Source organism: Streptomyces sp. NPDC102258 (assembly GCF_055584685.1).
The window spans coordinates 81,336-97,649 of sequence record NZ_JBVJLO010000010.1 but is presented as its reverse complement, the minus strand read 5'-3'; the positions used below and the strand labels follow the sequence as shown (position 1 = coordinate 97,649).

Genomic DNA, 16,314 nt, shown 5'->3' with positions numbered 1-16,314 from the left:
GGGCACGCCCAGAACCCGCTCAGGCCCCGTAGAAGAGCTCGTCCACCACCGCGCGGGCGCGGCGCGTGACGCGGCGGTAGTCGTCCAGCATCTCGCCGACCCGGCCCTCGGGGTAGCCGAGGTAGCGGCCGACCGCCGCGAGTTCGCGGACGTCGGTCGGGAAGGTGTCCCCGGCGCGGCCGCGCACCAGCATGACCGCGTTGCGCACGCGGGTGGCGAGCACCCAGGCCTCGTCCAGGATCTGCGCCTCCTCCGTCGGGATCAGCCCGGCGGCGTGCGCGGCCGACAGGGCCTGGCGGGTGCGGGTGGTGCGCAGGCCCGGTTCGGCCCAGGCGTGCCGCATCTGCGTCAGCTGGACGGTCCACTCGACGTCGCTGAGGCCGCCGCGGCCGAGCTTGGTGTGCAGGGTGGGGTCGGCGCCGCGGGGCAGCCGCTCGGCCTCCATCCGGGCCTTGAGCCGGCGGATCTCCCGTACGGCGTCCTCGCCGAGGCCCTGGGCGGGGTAGCGCAGCGGGTCGATCAGCTCGATGAAGCGGCGGCCGAGGTCGTCGTCCCCGGCGACGGGTTCGGCGCGCAGCAGCGCCTGGCTCTCCCAGGTCAGCGACCAGCGGCGGTAGTAGGCGGCGTACGAGGACAGGGTGCGCACGAGCGGTCCGGAGCGGCCCTCGGGGCGCAGGTCGGCGTCGATGAGCAGCGGCGGGTCGGCGGTGGGCAGCTGGAGGAGCCTGCGCATCTCGGCGATGACGCTCTGGGCGGCCTTGGCGGCTTCCTGTTCGTCTACGCCCTCGCGGGGTTCGTGGACGAAGAGGACGTCGGCGTCGGAGCCGTAGCCGAGTTCGTGTCCGCCGAAGCGGCCGACGCCGATGACGGCGAAGCGGGTGGGGAGGGTCTCGCCCCACTGGTCGCGTACGGCGGCGCGCAGGGCTCCGGCGAGGGTGGCGGCGGTGAGGTCGGAGACGGCGTCGCCGACCCGGTCGACCAGGGCGCCGGGGTCCTCTTCGGCCGGGCTGTCCTCCGTACCGTAGGAGGAGATGATGTCGGCGGCGGTGGTGCGGAAGAGTTCGCGGCGGCGGACCCCGCGGACGGCCGTGACGGCGGCCTCGCCGCTCTCGGCGCGGCCGACGGCGGCCATTACCTCCTGGGCGAGGGCCTCGTGGGTACGCGGCTCCAGGCCTCCGGCGTCGCCGAGCAGGGCGACGGCCTCGGGGGCGCGCATCAGGAGGTCGGGGGCGAGGCGTCCGGCGGAGAGCACGCGGGCGAGGTTCTCGGCGGCGGCGCCCTCGTCGCGCAGCAGCCGCAGGTACCAGGGGGTCTTGCCGAGGGCGTCGGAGACCTTGCGGAAGTTCAGCAGCCCGGCGTCGGGGTCGGCGGAGTCGGCGAACCAGCCCAGCATGACGGGCAGCAGCGTGCGCTGGATGGCGGCCTTGCGGCTGACGCCGGAAGCGAGGGCTTCGAGGTGGCGCAGCGCGGAGGCCGGGTCGGCGTAGCCGAGGGCTTCCAGGCGCTGGCCGGCGGCGCGCGGGGAGAGCCGGGTCTCGCCGGGGGTGAGCTGGGCGACGGCGTCGAGGAGGGGCCGGTAGAAGAGCTTCTCGTGCAGCCGGCGGACGGCGGTGGCGTGCCGGCGCCAGGCCTTGTTGAGCTCGGCGACGGGTTCGGTGCGCAGGCCGAGCGAGCGGCCGAGGCGGCGCAGGTCGGCCTCGTCCTCGGGGACGAGGTGGGTGCGGCGCAGCCGGTAGAGCTGGATGCGGTGCTCCATGGAGCGCAGGAAGCGGTACGCGTCGTTCAGCTGGGCGGCGTCGGCGCGGCCGACGTAGCCGCCGGCGGCGAGGGCGTGCAGGGCGTCGAGGGTGGAGCCGGAGTGCAGGGTGGCGTCGCTGCGGCCGTGTACGAGCTGGAGCAGCTGGACGGCGAACTCGACGTCGCGCAGGCCGCCGGGGCCGAGTTTCAGCTCGCGGTCGATCTGGGCGGCGGGGATGTTGTCGACGACGCGGCGGCGCATCTTCTGCACGTCGGGGACGAAGTTCTCGCGTTCGGCGGCCTGCCAGACCAGTGGAGTTATGGCCGCCATGTACTCGGCGCCGAGGTCCTCGTCCCCGGCGACGGCGCGGGCCTTGAGCAGGGCCTGGAACTCCCAGGTCTTGGCCCAGCGCTGGTAGTAGGCGACGTGGGAGGCGAGGGTGCGGACGAGGGGGCCGTTGCGGCCCTCGGGGCGCAGGTTGGCGTCGACGGGCCAGATGGTGCCCTCGACGGTGGTCTCGGAGCAGATCCGCATGAGGTGGGAGGCGAGGCGGGTGGCGGCCTGGATGCCCTTGGCCTCGTCGGCGCCGGGGGCGGCCTCGCCGACGAAGATCACGTCGACGTCGGAGACGTAGTTGAGCTCGTTGCCGCCGCACTTGCCCATGGCGATGACGGCGAGCCGGCACTGGCGGGCGTCCTCGGGTGCGGCGGCGGTGGCGATGCGCAGGGCCGCGCGGAGGGTGGCGGTGGCGAGGTCGGCGAGTTCGGCGGCGGCCTCGGCGACGTCGGTGGTGCCGCAGACGTCGCGGGCGGCGATGGAGAGCAGGCAGCGGCGGTAGGCGACGCGCAGGGCGACGGGGTCGTGGGCGTCGGCGAGGCCCGCCTCGAACTCGGGCAGGCCCGGGTGCAGGTCGGCGGCCTCGTAGGTGACGAGGGCCTGCCAGTCGCGGGGATGGCGGGCGAGGTGGTCGGCGAGGGCCTCGGAGGCGCCGAGCACACCGAGGAGACGGTCGCGCAGGGGCTTGGCGCTGACCAGGGTGTCCAGCAGGCGCGGCAGGTCCTCGGGGGTCTGGGCCTCGGCGAGGCGGACCAGGCCGAGGAGGGCGAGGTCGGGGTCGGCGGTCGCGCCGAGGGCGTCGAGGAGCACCGGGTCGGTGCGGACGGCGGCCAGCGCGTCGGCGTCGAGGAGCCGGGCCGCGGTGGAGGGGTCGGTGAACCCGCTGCGCAGCAGTCGGATGAAGGTGCTGCTCCTGCGTCCCGGGACTGTCATCCCGCCGCCTCCCGAGTGCGTCGCCGCCGGTGGTCCGGCCGGCGCTGCCGGTGGTCGTGGTAGCCGGCCTGGGGGCGAGCCTAGCCGGAGCAGGCGTTCGACTCACCGGGGCGCCCGAGGACGGTGTCGTGGCGAATATCATGAGGCGGATTATCAGATTTTCTGATTACTTATAGATCTATGCGTCAGGGGCCCGGTCCCCGTGCGACCGGTTGCGAGGAGCCCCATGTCCGACGGACACCCGTACTCCGCCCCGACGCCTGCCTCGGTACCGTCTCCGCGCCGCCCGCGCCGCCAGGGTGGGGCGGGTGCGGTCGGTGGGTCCGGTGGGGCCGCTGGAATGTCCGACGCGGGACGGGGGGTGGGCGGTTCCGGGGTTACGGGGGGTGCCGGGGTTACGGGGGGTGCCGGGGTTACGGGGGGTGCCGGGGCGGTCGGCGGTTCCGGGGTTCCCGGCGGTTCCGGAGCCCCGGGCGGTGCTGGGGCCCCCGGCGGTGCTGGAACGCCCGGCGGCTCCCGGGCACCCGGCCGCGCCTCGATCCCCCGCCAGGCCACGGGACCCGCCGCGGACGCCGCGTACCCGTACGCCCACGGCCGGGCCGCGCACCACCGGCCGCACCACGCCCGCCACCGGGCCCGGGTCGTCAAGGCCGTCGCCGCCTTCGCGGCCACCGCCGCCGCCGGGATGCTCGTCCTGCGCGGCAGCGACGCCTTCGCCGCCCTCGGCGCCCCCACCGGCCCCGACTCCCGGCTCACCACCGCCACCACGGCCGACGCCCCCGACCCCGGCCGGGTGCTGCAGATCGTCGCCCACCCCGACGACGACCTGTACTTCATGAACCCGGACCTCGGGTACTCCATAGCCGCCGGCCACCCCGTGACCTCGGTCTACCTCACCTCCGGCGAAGCCGACGGCATCAACGCGGGCGCCGCCGAGGAGCACACCACCCCGCCCGACAAGCCCGCCTACGCCGAGGCCCGCCAGAACGGCATCCGCGCCGCCTACGCGAAGATGGCCACCGGCGACCGCAGCAGCCCCTGGAAGCGCACCGTCGTCCCGACCGACGGCGGCGGCCACGCCGAGATCGACGTCCTCCTCGCCAAGCCCCACGTCAACCTCGTCTGGCTGCAGATGCGCGAGGCCGGCAACGTCTACGGCGACGCCCCCGACAGCCTGCACGGGCTGTGGGACGGCCGGGTCCCGCGCCTGGAGTCGATGCTCGCCTCCGGCAGCCCCGTCAGGCAGCGGTTCACGTACACCAGGGACCAGGTCGTCAAGACGGTCGAGGGCGTCCTCGCCCGCTACAAGCCGACGACGATCCGCATGCAGGACCCGACCCCCGGCCGCTTCCCCGACACCAAGCGCTACACCGACCACCAGGACCACTTCTACGGGGCCCGGTTCGTACAGCTGGCCGCCGAGGCCTACGCCCGCGACGTCCGGGACCGGCCGCACTTCGGGGTGCAGAACTACATCGGCTACTTCAACGGCTCCCTGCCCAGCGCCCTGGGCCCCGGCGAGGCCAGGCAGAAGCTGGACATCCTCGACACCTACGCCTGGCTCGACCGGACGAACCACTGCGGCAGCGCCGCCGGCTGCGGTGACCTCAAGGTCGCCGACCACCCCTCGGGCAACCGCTGGACCGACTCCATCAACTACGCCCGCGGCACCAGCACGTCCTGGCTCGCCTCCGACCGCGACCAGGGCCTGTGGGCCTTCAAGGTGCTCGACGGCCAGGTCGCGCTCTGGCACCGCACCAGCCTGATCGGCGGCTGGAGCGGCCCCCGCCTGCTCCCGGGCACCGGCATGGACCAGGGCATCTCCACCGTCACCCTGCCCGACGGCCGGATCGCCGCCTACGGCACCCGCACCTCCTTCGGCGCCCGGCCCGCCGACTACCGGCGCGAGGTCGTGTACGCGGTCCAACGCGCCCCGGGCTCCGAGGAGTTCGAGCCCTGGGTGTCGCTCGGCACCCCCGAGGCCGCCGACGACACCTGGACCTCCGACATCAGCGCCCCCGCCGTGTCCGTCGACGACGCGGGCCGGGCCGCGGTCTACGTCCGCGACGGCGCCGCCGGCCTGCGCGGCCGGGTCCAGCGGGCCGACGGGGGCTGGGGCCCCTGGGAGCACCTCGGCGGCACCGACCTGCACGGCAGCCCGGTCGCCGCGAGCGACGGCGCCGGGCGGCGGATGGTCTTCGCCGCCACCACCCGTACGGTCATCGGCTGGGCGCAGCCCGCGCCGGGCGCCCCGCTGGGCCCGCCCACCGCGACCGGGCTGCCGGACACCACGCTGCCGCTGACGGCGGAGGGCCGCGAGGGCGGCGTACGGCTGTGGTTCCGCAAGCCCGGCTCCGGCAACGTCCGCACCGCCCTGATCACCGCCGACGGCGGCCTGAAGGTCAACCACCTCACCGACCTCGGCGGGCTCCAGGGCTTCGGCTCGGTGACGGCGAGCGGGCACGTGCTCGCGGGCCGCGCGGCGGGCGGCCAGCTCGGCTCGGACCTGGGCGTCGGCCTGCCGTGGCAGCGCTCGCCGCTGATGTTCGTCGGGGCCCCTGCCAGCACGATGACCGGGAAGAAGATCGTCAGCCTGGCGGTGGTCGGGCTCGACGGCCGGCTCTACGTCACCTCCTCGGCGGACTCCGCCGACGCCCACCTCGCGCCCTGGCAGCCGGTGGGCCCGCGCAACTCGGCGCCGTAGCGGGCGGTTGCACCGCGCCCGTCACGCGGCAGGCTCATCCTCCCCATCTCGCCCTCACGAACGGTCAATTCCGGACGAAACGCGTCATCGGCGAAACCGGTGAACCAACTCCCCCGATTTCGCCTCTCACTGACTGCACAGCGGTTCTTCCTGCCCGTCCGGAACGACCTCAAGGCGTGACCCCATGCCCGTATCCCGCCGCAGTCTCCTCCTCGCGGCCGTGGTGCCCATGCTCACCGTGGGCGCCACCGGCGTACTCTCCATCGCCTCCGGCCGGCAGACCTCGGCCGAGGCCACCCAGACCGACGGCGCCGGGAAGCCGGCCGCCGCCCTCCCCGCCAGCACCACCGCCGGCTCGGTGGTCCAGATCGTCGCGCACCCCGACGACGACCTGTTCTTCATGAACCCCGACCTCAGCCGCACCCTGCAGGCGGGGCTCCCCCTCACCACCGCCTACCTCACCTCCGGCGAGGCCGACGGCCGCAACGAGGCCCACGGCCGCGAGGCCAAGGACCCGGCGCAGCCCGCCGACCGCCCCCGGTACGCGGAAGCCCGGCAGAACGGCATCCGCTGCGCCTACGCCCAGATGGCCACCGGAGACCGCACGAGCGCGTGGACCCGTACGGTCATACCCACGGCCGGCGGCGGACAGGCGGAACTCGACGTCCTCGTCGCCCGGCCCCGGATCCACCTCGTCTGGCTCCAACTGCGGGAGGCCCGCAGCCCGGCCGGGGAGAACCCCGACAGCCTGCGCGGCCTGTGGAACGGCGCGATACCGGCGCTCGGCGCCCAGCTGACCACCGGCAGCCCGGTCCGGCAGTCGTTCACGTACACCAAGGACCAGGTGGTCGCGTCCATAGCCGGGATCCTGGAGCGGTACCGGCCGACGACGATACGCATGCAGGACCCGACGCCGAACCGCTACGAGGACACCGGCAAGTTCACCGATCACCAGGACCACATGTACGGAGCCCGCTTCGTACAGGCCGCCACCGCCGTGTACGCCGAGCGCGTCACCGACCGGCCGCGCTTCTCGGTCCAGAACTACCTCGGCTACCACAACGGCACCCTCCCCCACGCCCTGGACCCGCAGACGGCCGCGACGAAGATCGGCTTCCTGAAGACGTACGCCTGGCAGGACCGCACCGACTACTGCGGCAGCCCCTCCGGGTGCGGGGACCGCAAGGTGGCCGGCAGCCCCACCGGCCGCAACTGGGCACAGTCGCTGCGCTACGCCCGCGCCGACACGACCTCCTGGCTCGTCGAGGGCACACCCGGCCGGCTCTGGGCCTTCGCCGCGCTGGACGGCCGGATGGCGGTGTGGAACCGGGACCCGGCGGGCGTCTGGACCGGGCCCGCGCTGCTTCCCGGGACCGGCATCGACTCCGGCGCCGCCACCGCCCGCCTCCCCGACGGCCGCGTCGCGGTCCTCGCCACCCGCACCGCTCTCGGCACCCGGCCGGCCGACTACCGGCGCGAGGTGGTGTACGCCGTCCAGTCCGCGCCCGACGGGCCGTTCGGGCCCTGGCAGTCGCTCGGCACCCCGGAGCCGGGCGACGAGGGCGGCACCTCCGCCATCAGCGCCCCCGCCGCCGTCGCCGACGCCGACGGCCGGCTCACCGTCTACCTCCGCGACACCCGGCGCACCCTGCGCGCCCGAATCCAGCAGCCTTCGGGCGCCTTCACCGACTGGCAGCGCCTGGGCGGCGCGGACCTCCAGGGCGACCCCGTCGCCCTCACCGACGCGGCCGGGCGGCGCCACGTCTACGCCACCACCACCAAGTCGGTACTGGCCTGGACCGGGCCGGCCCCCGGCGCCCCGCTCGCCGGGCCCTTCCCGACCGCGCTGCCCGCCACCACGGTCCCGCTCTCGGCGGCCCGGGAGGGCGCGGGCGTACGCCTCTACTTCCGGCGCCCCGACTCGGGGGCGGTGCGCAGCGCGCTCGTCACGGCGGGACCGGGCGCCCCGCAGGTCACCGGCCTCGCCGAGTCCGGCGGCCGGGCGGGCTACGGGGCGGTCGCCGTGGCGGGCCGGACCCTGACGGGCCGGGCCGACTCCGGCACGGTGGCGGCGGCGTCCTTCGGCGGCCCGCCGACCTGGTCGGAGTCCCGCATGCTCTACACGGGCGCCCCCGCGGCGACCCTCACCCCCGCCACCACCACGGTCACCACGGTCCTAGGCCTGGACGCCCACCTCCACACCACCACAACCCACCCCACAACCCAACCGGTCTGGCACCCGGCGATCCCGACCCCCCGCGCCTAACCCCCGACCACGGGCCGGGACCCCCTGGACGGGCCCCGGCGGCTCCCGGCCCCGCAGGACAGCCGCCCCCCGGCGCCCGGGAAGCCCTACAACACCGGCAGGTTCTTGCGGAGTTCGAAGGCGGTGACCTCGCTGCGGTACTCCTCCCACTCCTGCTTCTTGTTGCGGAGGAACTGAGACGTCACTCCCCCGGCCTGCGGCACCCCTGCCCTACCCCCAGGTCATCGGCAGGAAGAGAGTCGTCCATGGCCGTTGTTAGTCACCCCCCGGCCACCGTCCGACGGCCCACAGACGGCCCAGGGGGGAGGCTGACAATGAACGCGTGACCGAACCCTTCGCCCTGGTCGCAGAGCCAACCGAGCGCGATGCCCACGCCTTAGCGCAAGGCGACCCAGCCACGGCTCGCACTCTACGAACCCACAGGAAAGGACGCACGAAGAGGCGACATCGTTTTCAGGTTTCAGGAGCACGCCATCGGACAGCTCAGACTTGGAGCCGGCTAGCGCTAGCAATCAAAGCCTTCTGTGCTATGAACCTGATCAGTTCAATGTCGGGCGATAGGGCATCCGCTTCCTTCGAGAACGGAAGTAGAAGATCTTTGGATTTTCCACCATCTTCCTTCGTGTGAACAATCCGGCAGCGAATTTCGTAGATTCGATTTGTGACCGAAGTCAGCAGGTCGTTTTGCTGGTCCCCGACATTAACGATAGCGACGTCTTTAATCTTCTGCTTTCCAGAAAAATGATCAGAGAGCAGTGAGTCGCCATTAATCAGACCCCTAATGGAATCGGCCGTTGTGCACCCGCCGATAGTGGAGCGCAGCTGCTCACGTTCGCTACCAAACCCCTTGCCGGTTCCTGCCGTGAGGGAGATGATTCGAACTAGAGCATCATTGTCGTCCGCACTGAATCGCGGATCTAGCAGCTCATTTCGGAGTCTCTCCAGAGTGTCCCGATGACTAAAGCTCGGGAAGAAGTACTCCAGGACCTGATAGTACGCGAGGTATTCCAGGAGCGGAAGACCGCGCGATTCCCTTCCGTAGCGGTAAAGACTTAGAGGTCTCTCGGCGTACTGATTTGCAGGAGTCCTCGGAGCTCCGGTGAATGCGTAACGGCTGGACCGCCCGGGTACCCTTCGTGACGTAGCTGCCAGTGACGGAGACAACCCGATCACGAGTGAGTACCGGATGTCAGTCTCGAAAAACACAGAATCCGATACCGTCTTAAGGATTTTCAGGCATTCATCGTGCCTTACCTGCTGCAGTCCAGAGATACGGAGCACTGGGAGGGGGCGGCGCTGCCCGAGACCTCGTCGCCTTGCGCGCTCGGAAATGCAGGAGAATTCTGCGGACGACGAACCGAGCTCTACCCGCAATTGAGGCAATGCCAGAGATGGGGAAAACTCCAGAACCCAACAATCTTCGGGACCTATTTCAGCCTTTTGCTCACCGGGTACTTCGACGGAATCATCATCGGCTTCGTTGGTCGAAGCGTCGGAATTGAGACGCCGAACGCCAGGTAGATCAGTTACCCGCGGATCGAAAAATGGACCTTCTTGGATGGTCGCTTCGATTACCCCTCTTGAGCGGAACAGGACGGCATCATACTCCCCGAGAAATGCAACGTCGGCCAAGTCAAGCGCAAGGTAATCTTCCGCTCGCCTGGAAGGGATTACGATCCATCTTTGCTCGCGTCCATTTGGGATAGAGATGCGCAGCCGCGGATTACTGAGTGTGCTTGCCGGCTTACCCCACTCGAAGCCTACGCCCTGCCCTACGCACTTCTGTTCAAGTTTCAGGAGTGGATCATCCTCAGCAAGGCCTTCTTTGAGGGCCTCGATCTCATCCGATGTCAGCGGCATGGTGTCCTGCTCCTGTAGTCGCCCGAGTCTTGTGCTCTTTGCCTCTTCAGGCTATCCGTTTCTGTGGTCGGGCATGGAGTAGTTTTGCGTAACTCGTCGCAGGCATTAGGTCGATGGAACGCCACACAGAGAGGCCAGCGTTGACGCGCGAAGCGCAGCAAGAGTCAACGGGCCCTGCAGAGCTTGCTCCGGCAACCCGATGGTGGGGCTTGCCTGCCGCAACCGGGCAGCCGACAGCTAGGACACTCGTCGCTCCCGGCCGACCGTACGAAGCTGGAGCGCGACCCCGATTGAAGGAGGAGTGCGTGCCGAGCCCCAGCCCACGCGGGACGTATCAGGTGATCTTTCAGGTGCTGCGCGAGCGGATCGCTGCTGGTGACTACGTCGACGGATTGCCGCCCGCGGCGGCGATCGGGCGGGAGTTCGGCGTGGCGCGCACGACTGTGCGGCGGGCGCTGCGGGCCCTTGAAGACGCAGCGGCGTCAAGTCCGTGGCTGGTGTCAGGCGGGCGGTGGCCGGGGGAGCCGACTCTCCGCCGTACGAGCTGATCACCAATTACCTGCTGGGGCAGATTCAGAGCGGGGAGCTGGCCGTCGGCGCCCGGCTGCCGAGCGAGGCAGTGCTCGCCGAGACGTACGCGGTTGCCCGGGGGACCGTGCGCCGCGCGGTGCGCGAGCTGAAGACCTTCGGGCACGTCGAGGCTCGGCACGGCGTGGGGCGGTTCGTTCACCCCTCCTCCTGAAGCCCGGAGCTCGAACTCCCGGTTCTGGCTCTCTCGGAGGCGCTGGACATGCAATTGGCCAAGTGGGCCCACGATCTCACCGAGTCTCTGCTCGCCAAGGACCTGCCCCGGCGGCGGGCCTCACTCCCAGCGGGTCTACGAACAGGCCCTGACTCCGGCGCCGGCGCTTGGCGCCGACGCCGAGCTGTTGGCAGCCGCGGCCATCGCGCACGACGTCGGGTATGCCGAGCGGGCGGTGGACACCGATCAACACGTGATTGACGGGGCCCGGTACCTGCGGGACGTGGTAGGCGGCGACCCATGGTTGTGCAGCATCGTCGCCTTGGATGTGTCCTGCCCCGTATAGGCCTTTCTGGGCAAGCGCCGAGGGCGGGCCCGGGTGTCCCGAGCCGCTCTTCGCCGTCCGGGCAGCGCGGCAGAAGCGGTACCGGCCGGACGATGGCGGATGTCGGCGGAGGGCTGGCGCTCCGACAGGGGGAAATCTTCCGCCTGCCGGACGACTTCCGCGGTGAATGGCTCCGGGTGGTCAATCAGGTGAAGGTGGCGAACGGGCACCTCGTCTTCGGGCCGCCCAAGCGGGAGAAGAAGCGGGACGTGCCACTCCCCCGCCGCATCGAGCAGGTGTTGTGGGAGCACCACGAGGAGTTCCCGCCGGTGGACGTAACGCTTCCCTGGCTGAAGCCGGAAGTTCGCCCTCGTGCAGGCCGGCGTCACCTCGGAGCCGCGGCCGGGTGAGCGTCACCAGGCCGCGCGGGAGCACGGGATGCGCGCATTGCCGCACTTTTGCGTCCGTCCTGCTGGACTCCGGGGAGAACATCAAGGCGCTGAGCACCTACCTCGGGCACGGCGACCCCGGCTTCACACTCCGGGTATACACGCACCTGATGCCGAGCAGCCACGAGCGGGCGCTGAGGGCCGTGGACGAGGTCTACAGGGCCGCCGATTCGACGGCCGACGGCCCACAGGCGGCCCAAAGGGGTGAGACAGGTCCGGGCCGGCGGCTGAGTGCCGCCGGCCCGGGGTGCCGTGCGTGCGGGATACCGCCGCTGACCTGCGGTTACAGGACCGGCAGGTTCTTGCGGAGTTCGAAGGCGGTGACCTCGCTGCGGTACTCCTCCCACTCCTGCTTCTTGTTGCGGAGGAAGAAGTCGAAAACGTGTTCGCCGAGGGTTTCGGCTACCAGTTCGCTGCGTTCCATCAGGGTGATGGCCTCGCCGAGGTTCTGGGGGAGGGGTTCGATGCCCATCGCGCGGCGTTCCGCGTCGGAGAGGGCCCAGACGTCGTCGTCGGCGCCCGCCGGGAGTTCGTAGCCCTCCTCGATGCCCTTGAGGCCGGCCGCGAGGAGGACGGCGTAGGTGAGGTAGGGGTTGGCGCCCGAGTCGATCGAGCGGACCTCCACCCGGGAGGAACCCGTTTTGCCCGGCTTGTACATCGGGACGCGGATCAGCGCCGAGCGGTTGTTGTGGCCCCAGCAGATGTACGAGGGGGCCTCGCCGCCCGCGCCGGCGCTGCGGGAGGAGCCGCCCCAGATGCGCTTGTAGGAGTTGACCCACTGGTTGGTGACGGCGGCCGTCTCCGCGGCGTGCTTGAGCAGGCCCGCGATGAAGGAGCGGCCGACCTTCGAGAGCTGGTACTCGGCGCCCGACTCGTAGAAGGCGTTGCGGTCGCCCTCGAAGAGGGAGAGGTGGGTGTGCATGCCGGAGCCGGGGTACTCCGAGAACGGCTTCGGCATGAAGGTGGCCTGGACGCCCTGCTCCAGGGCCACCTGCTTCATCACCAGGCGGAACGTCATGACGTTGTCGGCCGTCGAGAGGGCGTCGGCGTAGCGCAGGTCGATCTCCTGCTGGCCGGGGGCGCCCTCGTGGTGGCTGAACTCCACCGAGATGCCCATGGATTCGAGCATGGTGATGGCCTGGCGGCGGAAGTCCATGCCGACGTTCTGCGGGGTGTGGTCGAAGTACCCGGAGTTGTCCGCCGGGACCGGACGGGTGCCGTCCAGCGGCTTGTCCTTCAGCAGGAAGAACTCGATCTCCGGGTGGGTGTAGAAGGTGAAGCCCAGGTCGGAGGTCTTGGCGAGGATGCGCTTGAGGACGTAGCGCGGGTCCGCGAAGGACGGCGAGCCGTCCGGCATCAGGATGTCGCAGAACATCCGGGCGGTCCCGGGCGCCTCGGCGCGCCACGGCAGTATCTGGAACGTGCTCGGGTCCGGCTTGGCGATCATGTCGGACTCGTAGACCCGGGCGAAGCCCTCGATCGCGGAGCCGTCGAAGCCGATGCCCTCGTCGAAGGCCTGCTCCAGCTCGGCGGGGGCGACCGCGACGGATTTGAGGAAGCCCAGCACGTCGGTGAACCACAGGCGCACGAAGCGGATGTCGCGTTCTTCGAGCGTCCGGAGGACGAATTCCTGCTGCTTGTCCATGCCTTCATCCTCGCAGTTCAGACGATCTGTGCACCACCGCCCCGGGGCACCGGGGGGCACAGTCGGGCCCGTCCAGTATCGCCATCGGTGGTTTCCGCCACATTACGCACCCCGGAAAGCCGATGACACCCCCGCACTGACCGCCGGGCCGTCATGAGCATTACCATCTGCGCCCATGGGGGGCTGGAAGCACACGCGGAACGGGGGCCACGGGCGTCCCCTCGACGCCTCCCAGGTGCCGCGGGCGTAACGGTCGCGGCGTGGCAGGCGCACCACCGGCTCCACCCCGACCACCCCCCAGCAGAAGGAACCAGGGCACATGGCCAGCAGGACGTCCGGGAACAGCTCCCGTCAGGACCGCATAGCCGAGATGCGCCGCGCCGAAAAGGCACGCGACCGGCGCAACAAGTTCCTCGCGATCGGCATCTCGGCCGTCGTCGTCGCGGGGCTCGTCGGCTTCGGCTCGTGGCTGCTGATCGAGCAGAAGCGCAAGGACAAGGACGCGGTGACCGCCGCCAAGGCCCCGGTGACCGGCGAGCGCGACTGGGACCCGAAGAAGCTCGGCCGCAACCACGTCGAGACCCCGGTGAAGTACGAGATGACCCCGCCGGTCGGCGGCGACCACAGCCCCCGCTGGATGAACTGCGACGGCGACGTCTACAAGAACCCGATCCCCGAGGTCAACGCCGTGCACTCGCTGGAGCACGGCGCGGTCTGGGTGACGTACAACGAGAAGGCGGCCCCGGCCGACGTCGAGGCGCTCGCCGGGAAGGTCGGCAAGACCCCGTACACGCTGATGAGCCCGGTCAAGGAGCAGGCCGGCGCGATCATGCTCAGCGCGTGGGGCAAGCAGCTGACGGTGGACAAGGCGGACGACGCGCGGGTGGCGCAGTTCTTCACGAAGTACGTACAGGGCCCGCAGACCCCCGAGCCGGGCGCCGCCTGCACCAACGGGCTGGCCGACAAGTGACCCGTACGTACTGGGCCGCGGGCGCGGCGGTCGTGCTGGCCGTGCTCTTCGCGGTGGGGGCCACGGTGGCCACCGCCAACGGCGGCCCGGACGGGGCGGGGTCCGGGGCCGGGGCAGGGGCCGGGAAGGCGCCGGCGCTCTACTCCCCCGACGCGGGGTTCGCCCGGGACATGACCGTGCACCACCAGCAGGCGGTGGAGATGTCCTTCATCGTGCGCGACCGCACCCAGGACGAGCCGGTGCGCGCCCTCGCGTACGACATCGCCAACACCCAGGCCAACCAGCGCGGCATGCTGCTGGGCTGGCTGGACCTGTGGGGGCTGCCGAAGGTGCTGGCCGACGAGCCGCCGATGTCCTGGATGGCCGCCTCCGAGGGGGGCGGCGGCGAGCACGCGGGGCACGCCGGGCACGGCGCCGCCAAGCCGGGGGCGCTGATGCCGGGGATGGCCACCAAGGAGGAGCTGAGCCGGCTCGGCGCGGCGGGCGGCCGGGACGCGGAGGTGCTGTACCTCCAGCTGATGACCGAGCACCACAAGGGCGGCGTGGCCATGGCCGAGGGCTGTGCGGTGCAGTGCCGGACCCCGGCGGAGCGAGCGCTGGCGCAGGGGATGGTCGCGGCGCAGCAGTCGGAGATCACCCTGATGGCGGACATGCTCAAGCAGCGCGGGGCGGCCCCGCGCGGGTGACGTGGCTCAGGCGGCCCGGGGCGGCCCCGCACGGATGACGTGCAGGATCGCCCGGGCCACCTGGGCGGGGCGGTCCAGCATGACGAGGTGACCGGCGGGTTCGGCCACCTCGAAGCGGGCGCCCAACCGATCGGCGAGGCCGGCCTGGCGGGCCAGCCAGCGGCGGCCGGCGCGGCCGGTGCCCCCGTCGTGGGCGGCGAGGACGGTGGCGGGGGCGGTCAGCGGGCGGGCGGCGCGCAGGGCGGGCAGCTCGGCGGCGGTGTCGGCGTAGCGGGCGTTCTCCAGCAGGGCGCCCCGCCAGACCCGGCCGGTGCGGTAGCAGCGGCGTACGAGGTCCCGCGCGGCCGGGTCGGCGGCGGCGCCGGCCCGGGAGGCGCGTACGGCGGCCCGCCGGGCGGCGGGGCCCAGCGCGGCCGGCAGCCCGGCGGCGGTGACGGCCCGGCCGAGGGCTCGGGCGGCGGCGGTACGGAGGACCGGCGGGAGCCGGGTACGGGGGCTCTCCTCGACGCTGGCGTCGACGAGTACGAGCCCCGCCGTACGGTCCGGGTACAGGCGGGCGAAGGCTTCGGCGTGGAATCCGGCGAGGGAGTGCCCGGCGACGGTGACGGGCCCGGGCAGGCCGAGCGCGTCGAGCAGGGCGGCGATCCGGCGGGCCTCGTCGGCGGCTCCGGCCGGCGCGGTGGCGGGGGCGCTGAGCCCGTGCCCGGGGCGGTCGAAGCGGACGACGGTGCGGCCGCGGGCGGCGAGCAGGGCGGCGACCGGGTCCCAGTCGAACCAGGCCATGGCGAGCCCGGCGCTCAGCACCACGACGGGCCCGCGCCCCTCGACGACCACGTGCAGCGGCACCCCGTCGACGCGCACGAGGCGGCCGGGTACGGGGGCGGCGCCGGGGCCGGTCATGTGCGGTGCTCGCGGTGGACGGAGAGGGCGAGCACCCCGAGCCAGATCGCCACGAGCAGCACCTGGAGCCGCTGGCCGGCGCCGAGCGCCCAGGTCCCGTGCCCGGCGGTGAACAGGGCGATCGCGGTCAGGGTCCAGGCGGTGGCCAGCAGTTCCAGGACGACCAGGGCGGGGCCGAACCGGGCGAGCGGCGCGAACCAGCCGTAGCGGCGGGCGGCGACGGTGAGGGCCACGACCCCGGCGAGCGCGCCGGTCATGGCGAGGCTGCTGCTGACGGCGTGGGCCTGATGGGTGGCCGGGACCAGTCCGGCGGTCTCCCGGGCCGCGCACACCGGGTCCACGGTGGGCCGGCAGCTCAGCGGAAGCCAGGCGTCGGCGGCGGTCGCGGCGCCGAAGAGGGTCACCCCGGCCCAGCCGGCCACCGCCCACGGCCGCCGCGACTCGGGATGCCGGGCCAGCCGCAGCAGGGCGAGCAGCCCGCCGAGGAAGGCGAACAGCCCGGCGGTGAAGTCGGTGGCCCGGAAGAGACCGCCGAGGGGCTGGTCCTGGGCGGCGAGTTCACTGACGTAGGTCTCGATGGGGTTGAGGCCGGTGGAGAGCACCACCTCCAGCACCCACGCGGTATACGCGGCGGCACCGAGCCCAATGAAAACGGCGACGACCCGACTGCCCTTCGCGGCGTTGGTACGCATAGTGCGACCGATCCTAGACAGGGGCGGCGGGACGCGGGCGCGGCACGCGGGCACGGGGCGGGGGGCGC

The 16,314-nt window shown here is 72.0% G+C and carries 12 protein-coding genes and 2 pseudogenes; 8 read left to right on the top strand and 6 right to left on the bottom strand.

Annotation, left to right across the window (positions count from 1 at the left end; genetic code table 11):
- Window positions 1-19: 19 nt before the first annotated feature.
- Window positions 20-3,007, bottom strand: a complete 2,988-nt coding sequence (locus ACZ6ZT_RS18620; RefSeq protein ID WP_469720308.1) for a bifunctional [glutamine synthetase] adenylyltransferase/[glutamine synthetase]-adenylyl-L-tyrosine phosphorylase — start codon at window positions 3,005-3,007, stop codon at window positions 20-22.
- Between the two features lie 340 nt (window positions 3,008-3,347).
- Between ACZ6ZT_RS18620 and ACZ6ZT_RS18615 the strand changes: the two genes are divergently transcribed.
- Entirely contained in the window at window positions 3,348-5,711 is a 2,364-nt protein-coding gene (locus ACZ6ZT_RS18615; protein WP_469720304.1) for a PIG-L family deacetylase, read from the top strand.
- Window positions 5,712-5,895: 184 nt separating this feature from the next.
- A complete protein-coding gene (locus tag ACZ6ZT_RS18610; RefSeq protein WP_469720301.1) occupies window positions 5,896-7,977 on the top strand; it encodes a PIG-L family deacetylase in 2,082 nt (693 codons plus the stop codon).
- 86 nt (window positions 7,978-8,063) lie between these two features.
- Here the strand turns inward: ACZ6ZT_RS18610 and ACZ6ZT_RS18605 are convergent.
- Window positions 8,064-8,150, bottom strand: a pseudogene (locus ACZ6ZT_RS18605) (glutamine synthetase); the annotation flags it as partial.
- 310 nt (window positions 8,151-8,460) lie between these two features.
- Window positions 8,461-9,837: a hypothetical protein gene (locus tag ACZ6ZT_RS18600; RefSeq protein ID WP_469720299.1), complete on the bottom strand. Its 1,377-nt coding sequence runs from the start codon at window positions 9,835-9,837 to the stop codon at window positions 8,461-8,463.
- Between the two features lie 113 nt (window positions 9,838-9,950).
- Between ACZ6ZT_RS18600 and ACZ6ZT_RS18595 the strand changes: the two genes are divergently transcribed.
- The 4 genes and pseudogenes from ACZ6ZT_RS18595 to ACZ6ZT_RS18580 all read left to right on the top strand — a co-directional run.
- Window positions 9,951-10,385, top strand: a complete 435-nt coding sequence (locus ACZ6ZT_RS18595) for a GntR family transcriptional regulator (protein ID WP_469720297.1) — start codon at window positions 9,951-9,953, stop codon at window positions 10,383-10,385.
- A complete protein-coding gene (locus ACZ6ZT_RS18590; RefSeq protein WP_469720296.1) occupies window positions 10,328-10,579 on the top strand; it encodes a GntR family transcriptional regulator in 252 nt (83 codons plus the stop codon). The genes ACZ6ZT_RS18595 and ACZ6ZT_RS18590 overlap by 58 nt, the downstream gene beginning before the upstream one ends.
- Window positions 10,580-10,652: 73 nt before the next feature.
- The gene (locus ACZ6ZT_RS18585) at window positions 10,653-10,925 is read left to right on the top strand and encodes an HDIG domain-containing metalloprotein (RefSeq protein ID WP_469720664.1); all 273 of its coding nucleotides are present in this window, start codon (window positions 10,653-10,655) and stop codon (window positions 10,923-10,925) included.
- 86 nt (window positions 10,926-11,011) lie between these two features.
- Window positions 11,012-11,553 (top strand): annotated as a pseudogene (locus tag ACZ6ZT_RS18580) (site-specific integrase); the annotation flags it as partial.
- An 83-nt stretch (window positions 11,554-11,636) separates the two neighbouring features.
- On the opposite strand, the gene ACZ6ZT_RS18575 reads toward ACZ6ZT_RS18580, so the two are convergent.
- Entirely contained in the window at window positions 11,637-12,998 is a 1,362-nt protein-coding gene (locus ACZ6ZT_RS18575) for a glutamine synthetase family protein (RefSeq protein WP_469720294.1), read from the bottom strand.
- A gap of 319 nt (window positions 12,999-13,317) precedes the next feature.
- Between ACZ6ZT_RS18575 and ACZ6ZT_RS18570 the strand changes: the two genes are divergently transcribed.
- Window positions 13,318-13,968 carry a DUF3105 domain-containing protein gene (locus ACZ6ZT_RS18570; RefSeq protein WP_469720293.1) on the top strand — a complete coding sequence of 217 codons (651 nt, stop codon included), beginning with the start codon at window positions 13,318-13,320 and terminating at the stop codon, window positions 13,966-13,968.
- Complete coding sequence (locus ACZ6ZT_RS18565; protein WP_469720291.1) at window positions 13,965-14,654, top strand: DUF305 domain-containing protein; 690 nt, start codon at window positions 13,965-13,967, stop codon at window positions 14,652-14,654. The genes ACZ6ZT_RS18570 and ACZ6ZT_RS18565 overlap by 4 nt, the downstream gene beginning before the upstream one ends.
- 6 nt (window positions 14,655-14,660) lie before the next feature.
- Here ACZ6ZT_RS18565 and ACZ6ZT_RS18560 read toward each other — a convergent pair whose 3' ends face one another.
- Both ACZ6ZT_RS18560 and ACZ6ZT_RS18555 read right to left on the bottom strand, forming a co-directional pair.
- Entirely contained in the window at window positions 14,661-15,554 is an 894-nt protein-coding gene (locus tag ACZ6ZT_RS18560) for an alpha/beta fold hydrolase (RefSeq protein WP_469720288.1), read from the bottom strand.
- The gene (locus ACZ6ZT_RS18555; protein ID WP_469720285.1) at window positions 15,551-16,246 is read right to left on the bottom strand and encodes a DUF998 domain-containing protein; all 696 of its coding nucleotides are present in this window, start codon (window positions 16,244-16,246) and stop codon (window positions 15,551-15,553) included. The genes ACZ6ZT_RS18560 and ACZ6ZT_RS18555 overlap by 4 nt, the downstream gene beginning before the upstream one ends.
- Between the last annotated feature and the right edge of the window lie 68 nt (window positions 16,247-16,314).